Here is a 10,493-nt window from a genome sequence, read left to right as displayed (position 1 = left end):
AAAATAACCTCCTTGAATAATACTACCTTATTTGAATACAGGAGTAAATAAATGTAGTCGATAAACAGACAAAATGTAGTCGATAAACAGACAAAATGTAGTCGATAAACAGACAAAATGTAGTCGATAAACAGACAAAATGTAGTCGATAAACTTCTGTACGCCTTGGGGGAGTAAGGCGCAATAGGGGCCTAAAAGAGGTTTAAAAGAGGTTTATAAAAGAGGTTTAAAAGAGGCACCACTGTACAAGATCAAAATCTAAAACAAAAATACAAAGGAGTGACAAGCCACATTTAATCGGGCGCTAACGCCCCGAACCCCGTCCAAGCTGAGCCAGCTTAACCGCTTTTTCACTCGCCGTTAGGCAGGAAAGCAAAGTTTTATAGAAACTTTGACTTTCGCCAATTCAGTGTTAAGACTGGTTTAGAGCTGTCAATTCCTTATGCTCCCACGCTTTGCTCGTCCGCTACCATTGACAGCAAACATTTAGTTTTTTGAATCTCAACAAGAATTTAGCGGCTATGTTCGTTTTTAAGGGCCTTATTTTTCGTTTTTAGCGGTTTTGAGACTGTTTATATATATTTATACCAAAGCAAAAACAAAAAGCCCTCAACAGGCTCTTAGAGGGCTAAATAACGAAGCCAGGACGATTAATAATATCTTCTTGTCTTTTTTGCAAAATATAAGTGTATAAGGAATCATACAAATTCTTTTTAATCTCGTCTTTTTACAACGCTTTTAATGGCAATGATTCAACAAAGTTATCCAGCAGAAGAGTTAGGGCAGATTCTAGGCGTTTTGAATTCTTTGTTGAATCTAGCTGGACCAATTGGCTTAATTTTTGCCGGTCCCCTAGCTGATGTGATTGGCATTGAACGCCTATTTGTGATTGCAGGAATCGGTGCTGCCATTTGCGGGGTGGTCGCGGTGTTAATGCCAATTACCAGGCAATATGACATTAGGCTGCATCAAAAATTGGCGAAATTAACTGAGCAACCAGATAAGTAATTAACATGATGATCAAAAAGAGGAGAAAGACCAGACTACCAGCTGATCCTTCTCCTCTTTTTGTCATCACTTAATTACACGTTTTTAATCTTTTCACCAGTCAATCCCATCGCATTAATTGCCACGATAATTGTCGACATCGCCATGACCACAGCACCAACGGCTGGGTCTAGAATGATTCCAATAAATGACAACACACCGGCAGCGAGTGGAATTGCGACAATATTGTAGCCTGCTCCCCACCAGAGATTTTGAACCATTTTCCGATTTGTGATTTTAGCCAAATCAAGAAAATGTAAAATATCGCTGGGTTCTGATTTAACCAACACAACATCAGCGGAATCAATGGCAACATCGGTTCCGGCGCCAATTGCAATTCCAATATCGGCCGCGGCAAGACTTGGTGCGTCATTTACGCCGTCACCAACCATGATGACGTGATTGCCCTTTGCTTGATAATCAGCAATAATCTTTTGCTTATCATCTGGTAATAGGCCTGCATGGAATTCAGTCAATCCTAGTAAGTTAGCAACGTGTTCCGCGGCTTTTGGATTATCGCCAGTGAGCAGTACGGGGGTAATTCCTCGCCTCTGAAGACCACTAATTAATTCCTTAGCACCCGCTTTGATGGTGTCGCCTTCAGCAACCATTCCTTGAATTTGGGTGCCCTGCAATAGGAAGCTGACGGAATTACCCTTAGCAGCCCATTTATCAGCAGCGGCCTCGTCAAACCTGATCCCTTGCTTCGTTAAATAGTTACCATTAACAATCGTATAGTCAGTGCCATCAACATTACCGGAAATACCAACGCCCGGAATATTTTGAGACTTTTCAGCCGCAACGACTTCAATGTCCTTCGCTTGGGCTTCAGTAATGATTGCTTGGGCCAGCGGATGAGTCGAATTATTTTCAAGGGCGGCCAGTCGGCTTAATAACGTTGTTTCGTCAATCCCATCATTTGGAATCAATGCATTCACCGTAAATTTACCTTCTGTTAACGTGCCAGTTTTATCCAAGAGAACGTGGCTAACATGTTGACTTGCTTCAATGGCTTGGCGATTTCGAACTAATAGCCCATTTTGAGCGCCAATCGTAGTAGAACGAGAAACCACTAATGGAATCGCTAATCCTAATGCATGCGGGCAAGCAATCACGAAGACGGTCACCATGATCGTCATTGCAGTCGCCAATCCCTGGGGTAACCAGGCAAAGAAAGCAATAATCCCAACACCAAATGCCGCGTAAAATAGATACTTGGCAACTAAATCAGCTTTATCTTCTGCTTTAGATTTAGCTTGCTGGGCATTTTGAACCATTTTCATTACTTGAGAAAGATAGCCGGAGTCACCAGTACCACTAATTTTAACCGTTAGCGTCCCGTTATTGTTGGTTGCACCACCAATGACCTTATCGCCAACGTTCTTGGTAACGGCAGCAGATTCACCGGTTACCAGTGCTTCATTCACGGTCGACTCCCCAGCCGTAATAACACCATCGGCTGGAATACTCTCACCTGAACGCACTTGGAAAGCTTGACCAACTTTTAAATCAGATACTGGCACTTCTTTTGTTTCACCATTATCTGTAACTAGATGGGCCGTCTTAGGCAACAGGGCCGCCATCTTTTGTAAGGCATCCCCAGCCCCCATCAATGCATTCATTTCAATCCAGTGTCCTAGAAGCATAATTAAAATCAGGGTTGCAAGTTCGAACGAAAAATCCATTACATGATTTGCCGGGTTCAAGAAGTTGTTGGCAATAAATGCGTACAAACTGTAGAAATACGAAACGGAAATTCCAAGGGTTACTAGCGTCATCATTTCAGGAGATTTATCCTGAATTTCCGCTTTAGCCCCCTTTAAAAATGGCATTCCGCCATAAAAGTAAAGTGCTGTATCAAACAAAACGATGATAATGCCAACAATTAGCGGTGAACTGAAACTAAGGATGGAAACGTTTAAACCCATGATTGGTGCTAACAGTAAAACTGGAATCGCTAAGACAACGGAGACCCAAAATTTAACTTTCAAATTCCCCATATGCATCATTGAGCCACCGTGCATCATCATGTCGGTCCCAGCCATATCCATATCACCGTGATTCATCCCACTCATATTCATAGTTTCGTGATTCATGTTCATTTGGCTGTGATCCATGTTCATTTGACCATGATCCATTTCGGTCATATCGTGATCCATTTTCATGTCATCATGATCCATATGACTCATATTTGATTCATTATTTTCCATATTCTTAGCACTCATGTTTTTCATGTTCATATGGTCCTCTTTATTTGCCATGATTATCGACTCCCTAAAAATAAGTGTGCGTAGCAAAGCGGTTAGAAGCCGGAATATAAGTTCCTTGTGTGGAAATCCCCGGGCTCGGGATTTTTCCACCAGGTTCTTATATTTAGGCTTCTGCTTTGCGGAGCACCATGCCACTATATGAATGAGAATTACGACAAAAATTCATAAGTTTCCGCCATCAGAAATCCCAGATTCTGGATTTTTGTGCAGCAATCCTAAAAGTAAACAGAACACCACAGTCTTAACACGTTTGATCACCTGGCAAGCAGTTACACTGAACTTCCTCGGGCGCTGTTTTGGCCTTTTCAGCTAGAATCGCCTGTAAGTTCGCAATATCCGCCCGTGAGAGTTCCCTTGACTGAATAACGCCGGCAATTGTTGAACCAGCCCGCATCGCACACATATGGTCAAACAAATCATCTGCCGCTGCCGCCATTGATTACTTCTCGCCAACAACCGGCTTATACGTGAATGGTCGACTGCCGCCATGCTGCGCAACCGCCTGTTTTTGAATCAACCTGTGAAGTAGCGTTTTGGTTGTTGCAGCTGACCAGCCTTCTAATTCGTTCATAGCATCGATTAGTTCACGACTAGTCGCATGTCCCATTGTCCAAATTGCTCTCATAACCATCCATTCAGAATCGGTGATGGTTACATTCTTTGCATCCTTGAATTGGCTTCCTCCATTAATTGAATTCTAAGTTTACGTTTGTAGCCTCTTAACACTTGTTAGTTTACAACTGTAGTCACAATGATGCAACCTTTCTGCCAGAAAATACCATGACATTAAAAAAACGCCTAGATAATATTCCAGGCGTGGTTTGATACGATATGTTAAATTAATGATCTGGGAATTTTTGGTTTTCTTGTTAGTATGGTGAAATGCCTCTTAGAACCTGTCTAGTATCTGCTGAATCTGGTAGAATTGTGGAAAACCGACTGAGGAGTTTGTCATGCCAGATTATCCAAGCAATATTTCTCGAGCGCAATTTGCGTTAATACAACCTGATTTAGAAAACTTCCGCAAGCATACAAGACCGCGTGTTATGATCTTTATGACGTATTCAATGCCATCCTTTACTCGCTTACTACAGGGTGTCAATGGCGTGAATTACCGCACGATTTCCCGGAATGGCACACTGTCTACCGCTATTACGATGTGTGGCGAGATAAACCAGACCCGACAGCTGATTCGCTATTAGAAAGGCTTTTAAAAAATTCGTTTCTAGCGATTTTAAGACCATTCATATACATTTATACCAAAGCAAAAATTAAAAGCCCTCAGCAGGCTTTTAAAGGGCTAAATAACGAAGCTAGGACGATTAATAATATTTTCTTGTCTTTTTTGCAAAATTTAAGTGTATAAGGAATCATACAAGTTCTTTTTAATCTCGTTAGGTTCATTGACAAAAGCTTCAAACAATTCTTGAATATCAACTTGCCAAGGATCGGCAAGCATTTCATCAATTGGTTTTAATACTTTCTTTTCGTCAATCTTAATGACTCCTAACATCAAAATAATGCTTTCAGTTTAAATTCACAGATCTTACAGCACCGTTATTCAAAATTTGTTACCAAGCTTATAAAGATTATCTGCACAAAGCGACTAAAAAATTTTGGCTTAAAACAGCGTAATCTGCAACACTTTTTAAATATTTAAAACATAACAATCCTAGTTAGGTGCAAACATAAATTGAATTAAAAATACAGTCAATTCAACAACGGAAAAAATCGACTCTATGGTTATCAGCAGGACGAGTAAAACGAGGTCAATGCGCACTTACACATAGAATAAATTCTATGTTGTGATAACCCCCCAAAAACCTGTATTAGAAGTCGCCGTTGGCGACAACAAAATCAAACCAATTTACCCAAAATCAATTTGGTTCAACATGTTTTCTGTACTTGCTTGATCCAAGCCCAAATAAGCTAAAGTCATTGATTCACTTGAGTGATTTAGTAAGTGCATTACTAGGCCAATATTGTAATTTGATTGCGTGTAAACACGATAAGCCCCAGTTTTGCGCATCGTATGAGTACCTAGATAATTAATTCCTAACAGATCGCCAACCCTACTCATAATTTTGTAGAACTGTTTTTCAGTGATATGGCGATCTGGGTGTTGAATGGAAGGAAAGATCCATTCAGATGCTAGTTTATGATCAAGCAGCCATTGACGATACAATAAGAGTTCTGTTTGAACTGGTTTAAGGTACAAGGTATTAGGCTTACCATTTTTTCGATCATGAATGAACGCATTTTGTTTAATAGAACCGTCCAGATTAAAAATATCGGTCTGTTTTAAACCCATAACGTCACTCACTCGCAGTAGCGTAGCTTTACCAACTTGAAAAATCGTATAGTTACGTCGGCCAGCTTTAAAGTTATTGAGTAACGTATCTTGAACCTCTTTAAGAACGTTTGAATCTTTTATGGGTAAGACAACTTGTTGCATGTAAATGACCTCCAGTAAGAATATTTGCATTGTGTATCTACACGGGATATACTTGACTTGTAATAATAATTTAGGAGGGGAAAATATGGAACTTATTAAAGAACAAACACGCTTAGCAAAGTGGGGAAACTCGAAAGCTGCTAGAATTCCTAGCCAAATTATTAAACAACTGAAATTAGATGATAACCAAGATATGACAATAACCATTGAAAATGGATCAATTGTTTTAACACCAATAAAAAAGAACCCAACCAATATTCACGAACTATTTAAGGATTGGAAAGATGACGGGAAAAGGGATCACGAGCTTGATTGGGGAAAGTCAGAAGGCAATGAACTTCAATGGTAAGCCAAGGTGATATATTTTATGTTAACTTTAATCCAAGCCGTGGTCATGAACAGATGAATAAGCGACCAGCCATTGCTCTAAGCAATGATCTAGTCTGTCAGACAAGTAACATGACGATTGTGGCTCCAATTAGCAGTACCAAGCGTAATTTTCCAATGTATCATCGACTAACTAGTAGTCAAACAGTATATGGAAAAGTATTATTAGATCAAACCATAGCCTTAGATTTACGGGCAAGACATGTCACTGATGAAACTATTGTCGATCATGTATCGCGTGAAGAACTAGAAGAAATAATCACTTTGTACAAATTATTGTTTAGTATTGATGACAAATAGAAGAAGTCATTTCTTTAATATTAAAACAAATAACCCCTAATATCTATAATGTAGATATTAGGGGTTATTCTTTCAATGTTTTCGAGGGGTTATTTGAAGGTTATAGACCCTGAAACTACTTGCAGGATTGTAACTTGGTGGTTCTCTATTCAGTCACCTAACTGCTGGACCGTGTCAGATACATGGATCTGTGTCTTAAATTTTTTGAGGTCATGATTATTAGTTGCTGTATTTCCCTTATGGTTTAACAAGGCGTCTAATGCTGCTAAGTTGCTAACATAAGTCTGATTAATGTAGGTGCGAGGCACAATACGTGCAACTTTAACATAGCTGCCCTTATGATAAGCCATCACATAAGGATCTTTGACCCCAGGATTAAGCCCCGTCGTTAAGGTTAATTTGGTCCATTCATTACCCATCGTATTATCGGTGAACCAAGCGGTCCAGTAACCATTGGTCGCCTTATTGTTAGGAGAAATTTCCTTTTCACTAGGTAATTTACTGTACCCGACTTTATAGGATAAAAACGGATCAAAGCGATCAATCGTCCCAATACCTTTATAATATCCCAAACATAAAATACCAATACTAACCAGTGCTAGTACGATCAAGCCACCTAAACCAAAAGTCCAACGACGATAACGACTTTTAAGCTTAACATCATGATCTATCTGGGTAGCCAAAGAGGGTTCTTTATCTTTTTTCATTGCAATCTCCTCGTTAAATAGAAGTTTTTCGAGTGAGATGTTAAACAATTGACTCAAAGCATGCAGGGTCTCTAAACTTGGCATATTCTTGCCAGTTTCCCAAGTTGAGACCGTTTGACGGGTCACATGTAATTTTTGAGCTAATGCTTCTTGGGTTAAGTTAGATTGCCTGCGCAAGGTCTTGATATCGTCTTTAAAGCTCAAATCTCACTCCTCCTAAATCATAATCAAGGATCTAAGGCAATCCTAGCAAGAATTACTAGCATTAGTCACGCAAATGTTACTTGCACAAGCCAATAAAGCCATTCTTCAGATCGTAATAACGTTCTGAAGAATGGCTTTAGAAATGATCAAAGGCCTATTTGTTAGTTATAGACCCTATATATTCATAGCCCCTTTCTGTTTGGTGTTAAAGTATTAGTCATCGATGTCATGCACTATCTTGTTTAGCTCCGTTTTGATGGAACTGGAAATATTTTCTAAATTGAAATGATTGTCCATTCATCCTTTGTACGTATAAAGGGGGTTTGCGCACTTTCCTTTAACGCGTTTTGAACATCTTCGGTAGATTGTAAAATTAATCCGAACGCTGTTCGGACAAAAAAGATCAGCTTCCTTTAAAATGGTGTTTACCACAAACCCATCTTTTAGGAGCTGATCTTTTGTCTAGTATAACCTATTCCGAACGAATTAAAATCGAAACCTTTTGTGAACTAGGGCTGTCCAATATCCAAATGGGCGTTCGGCTGAACCGATCACCGTCAACAATTTCTTATGAATTATCTCGATGTCAACCTTATCAGGCTGAATTAGCACAAACAGATGCCGAATACAAGCGATCACGATGTGGTCGGAAAACTAAGCTGAGCGATGAGTTAAAGCAAAAAATTCTCAACCATTTACGTCTAAGCTGGTCACCAAGAATGATTGCTCACGAATTTAAACTAGCTACTAAATCTATTTATAATTGGCTAAATCAGGGGAGAATTGATTTCTCCTTGAATGATCTACCTGAACATGGCGTACGCCAACGGCGTAACGTTGACCAACGATCCAAATATAATCAATCTTTGGGGCGATCAATTGAACAGCGTCCCATGATGATTAATCAACGTAATCGCATCGGCGATTTTGAACTAGATACAGTCGTTGGTCCTCGTGGGCATAGTAAGGCAGTTTTATTAACTTTAATCGATCGAAAATCACGGTTCCTTTGGGCATACCGGTTAAAAGATCGAACGACAGCGAGTGTTAATGAAGCACTGACTAAGTTCCTAACAACTTTTAATGGACCGGTGCACAGTTTTACTGTGGACCGTGGTACTGAGTTTAGTGGGCTAGTATCATTTGAATCACAATATGGTATTAAGACCTATTACTGTCATGCTTATACGCCAGCTGAACGTGGTAGTAATGAACGCTTTAATCGGAATTTACGTTATTTTTATCCTAAGGGGACTCGTTTTGAGCACATTAGTGCTCAAGATTTAACGACGACGTTACTCCAAATTAACCAGCGACCGCTTAAAATACTCGACTGGCAAACACCGTATCAGGTTATGCTGACCAATTTGTCCAAAAATTCGGATTAAATTTGCAATCTACCCTTCATAAGGTAAATAAAATTCAATTGTAGATTTATTTAATTGGTAGATTGTAAAATTAATCCGAACGCCCATTTGGATATTGGACAGCCCTAGTTCACAAAAGGTTTCGATTTTAATTCGTTCGGAATAGGTTATACTAGACAAAAGATCAGCTCCTAAAAGATGGGTTTGTGGTAAACACCATTTTAAAGGAAACTGATCTTTTTTGTCCGAACAGCGTTCGGATTAATTTTACAATCTACCAAATCACTTTGTTTTCCAAAAACGCCACCAACTTTTAGGTATGATTCTTTCTTTATTATCAGTTTCACCCACCCTACATTTTGTTTGTTGGTCGTTTGCTTGTTGCTTTTTAGTTGAATTAGGAGATTCAACCAAATAACTCAATTTTCGCACGTGTTCTTTTAATTGTCGGTTTTCTGTTACAGTTGATAACTGTAATTTTTGTTGCTGATCTATCAACTTTGTTAAACTGTCTATTTGGCGGTCTTTGGTAGCAAGCTGTTTGTCTCGTTGAGACTTTAGGTCCTCTACTTCTTTTATCAGAGTTGCAACCAGCTCATTATTGTCTTTGTTAGTCTTTGTCGTTTCTTTGCTATCTATTTGTTGGTTGTTTGCTAACAAAGGCTTTGCTACTTTGTCTCTGATAATCCTTTCAGCTTTAGGGCTAATCATGTTTGTACCCTGACTATCTTTTTGCCGATTCTTTGCTGGTAGTCTTTGGTAATGATATTGAATAGTCTGTTTGGAGACATTCAATTGATCAGCAAGTTCTCTAATAGTTTTAGGCATGTTTTCCAAACCCCTTTCGGAGTTCAGCAAGCATTTCTTGTCTTGTCTGATCTCTTATTGTTTTATCATGCTCAATCTGTCGTTCGGCTAAAATCTGTTTTTCAGTTGAGCCTAGTGGTAGGCCTTTAACTTTATCGGTAGCACGCCATTTTTCTTGTTCTGTTAATTCACCATTATTCTGGATATTAAAAAGTTTTTGACGCTCATCTTGGAACTTACCTTGAGAAAAGTCGTTTGCGTCTTTTCTTTCAGGCTTCCAAGTAAAAGTATAACCAATCACTGGTTTCCCACGACCTTTACCATATTTTTTTCGTATAGTTAGGCCTCTAAACAAAGGGGTTAGTTCTTCCTTAATTGGGCGAATAACCCTAGATTCAACGTTCGCAGGCTTACTCCAATAGCTTTGTGGAATATCTAGTAGTTCAAAGAAATCATTTTTAGAAAAATAAGCATAACCAGTGGTTCGGAATTGTTTAAGAATACGAAAAGTTGTTTTTGCGTAACTACTCTTTAAATCTCGGAACTCTGTCAAAGCATAACGAACCCAACTTTCGAGATTATTTAGAAGTTTCAACGCTTTGGGATAAATTTGAATATCAACATAAGGAACGTCTGCAGATCCCTTAATTTCAAATCGAGTGAACATGACAAACATCTCTCTATCAAGACCATCTTTACTTCGAGAGCCAAATCTAAGACCTAGTATTTTTTGATATGTACTTTGTATGTCATCAATAAACCGATTATTTGCGGTTGGCTTATAGGCACTTAACTCTTTTAACTGATCAAAGGTAAATCTAACAGTATCATCACCTTTATCACGCATTCTAGAAACTACAGAAAAGAACAAGTTCATTTCTACAGGAGTAAACCTTCGCAAGGGGATTGTATTTAATTCAGGGTCATATTTGACTAATTCATTGCTCAT

The 10,493-nt window shown here is 39.0% G+C and carries 10 protein-coding genes and 3 pseudogenes; 5 read left to right on the top strand and 8 right to left on the bottom strand.

Annotated features, from left to right (window positions below; genetic code table 11):
* Positions 1 to 726: 726 nt before the first annotated feature.
* Positions 727 to 1,008 (top strand): annotated as a pseudogene (locus tag RI501_RS13765) (MFS transporter); the annotation flags it as partial.
* A gap of 74 nt (positions 1,009 to 1,082) precedes the next feature.
* On the opposite strand, the gene RI501_RS13760 reads toward RI501_RS13765, so the two are convergent.
* Positions 1,083 to 3,308: a heavy metal translocating P-type ATPase gene (locus tag RI501_RS13760; protein WP_313823664.1), complete on the bottom strand. Its 2,226-nt coding sequence runs from the start codon at positions 3,306 to 3,308 to the stop codon at positions 1,083 to 1,085.
* Positions 3,309 to 3,558: 250 nt separating this feature from the next.
* Positions 3,559 to 4,008, bottom strand: a pseudogene (locus RI501_RS13755) (CopY/TcrY family copper transport repressor).
* Between the two features lie 262 nt (positions 4,009 to 4,270).
* On the opposite strand from RI501_RS13755, the pseudogene RI501_RS13750 reads away from it, so the two are divergent.
* A pseudogene (locus RI501_RS13750) lies at positions 4,271 to 4,533 on the top strand (transposase); the annotation flags it as partial.
* Positions 4,534 to 4,671: 138 nt separating this feature from the next.
* Here RI501_RS13750 and RI501_RS13745 read toward each other — a convergent pair.
* Together RI501_RS13745 and RI501_RS13740 are read right to left on the bottom strand one after the other, a co-directional pair.
* Complete coding sequence (locus RI501_RS13745; RefSeq protein WP_313823662.1) at positions 4,672 to 4,830, bottom strand: hypothetical protein; 159 nt, start codon at positions 4,828 to 4,830, stop codon at positions 4,672 to 4,674.
* 354 nt (positions 4,831 to 5,184) lie between these two features.
* Positions 5,185 to 5,772 (bottom strand): site-specific integrase, encoded by a 588-nt coding sequence (locus RI501_RS13740; RefSeq protein ID WP_313823660.1) that lies wholly within the window; start codon positions 5,770 to 5,772, stop codon positions 5,185 to 5,187.
* Between the two features lie 85 nt (positions 5,773 to 5,857).
* Between RI501_RS13740 and RI501_RS13735 the strand changes: the two genes are divergently transcribed.
* Both RI501_RS13735 and RI501_RS13730 read left to right on the top strand, forming a co-directional pair.
* Positions 5,858 to 6,121 carry an AbrB/MazE/SpoVT family DNA-binding domain-containing protein gene (locus tag RI501_RS13735; protein ID WP_003643337.1) on the top strand — a complete coding sequence of 88 codons (264 nt, stop codon included), beginning with the start codon at positions 5,858 to 5,860 and terminating at the stop codon, positions 6,119 to 6,121.
* Positions 6,115 to 6,459, top strand: a complete 345-nt coding sequence (locus tag RI501_RS13730; RefSeq protein WP_001748110.1) for a type II toxin-antitoxin system PemK/MazF family toxin — start codon at positions 6,115 to 6,117, stop codon at positions 6,457 to 6,459. Before RI501_RS13735 ends, RI501_RS13730 begins: the two co-directional genes overlap by 7 nt.
* 149 nt (positions 6,460 to 6,608) lie before the next feature.
* Here the strand turns inward: RI501_RS13730 and RI501_RS13725 are convergent, their stop codons facing one another.
* Positions 6,609 to 7,370 (bottom strand): helix-turn-helix transcriptional regulator, encoded by a 762-nt coding sequence (locus RI501_RS13725; RefSeq protein WP_060416931.1) that lies wholly within the window; start codon positions 7,368 to 7,370, stop codon positions 6,609 to 6,611.
* Between the two features lie 458 nt (positions 7,371 to 7,828).
* Here RI501_RS13725 and RI501_RS13720 point away from each other — a divergent pair, with 458 nt between their 5' ends.
* Positions 7,829 to 8,758, top strand: coding sequence for an IS30-like element ISLpl1 family transposase (locus RI501_RS13720; RefSeq protein ID WP_313823654.1), 930 nt, complete (start codon positions 7,829 to 7,831; stop codon positions 8,756 to 8,758).
* 9 nt (positions 8,759 to 8,767) lie between these two features.
* Here RI501_RS13720 and RI501_RS13795 read toward each other — a convergent pair whose 3' ends face one another.
* The 3 genes from RI501_RS13795 to RI501_RS13705 all read right to left on the bottom strand — a co-directional run bounded on the left by RI501_RS13795 (position 8,768) and on the right by RI501_RS13705 (position 10,493).
* Positions 8,768 to 8,917: a hypothetical protein gene (locus RI501_RS13795; protein ID WP_396442541.1), complete on the bottom strand. Its 150-nt coding sequence runs from the start codon at positions 8,915 to 8,917 to the stop codon at positions 8,768 to 8,770.
* A 102-nt stretch (positions 8,918 to 9,019) separates the two neighbouring features.
* Positions 9,020 to 9,565 carry a DUF536 domain-containing protein gene (locus tag RI501_RS13710; protein ID WP_010625627.1) on the bottom strand — a complete coding sequence of 182 codons (546 nt, stop codon included), beginning with the start codon at positions 9,563 to 9,565 and terminating at the stop codon, positions 9,020 to 9,022.
* Complete coding sequence (locus tag RI501_RS13705; protein WP_003690715.1) at positions 9,558 to 10,493, bottom strand: replication initiation protein; 936 nt, start codon at positions 10,491 to 10,493, stop codon at positions 9,558 to 9,560. Before RI501_RS13705 ends, RI501_RS13710 begins: the two co-directional genes overlap by 8 nt.

The organism is Levilactobacillus zymae (genome assembly GCF_032190635.1).
Taxonomy (GTDB): domain Bacteria; phylum Bacillota; class Bacilli; order Lactobacillales; family Lactobacillaceae; genus Levilactobacillus; species Levilactobacillus zymae_A.
The sequence above is the reverse complement of the archived record's forward strand: the minus strand, read 5'-3'. Positions and strand labels throughout refer to the sequence as shown.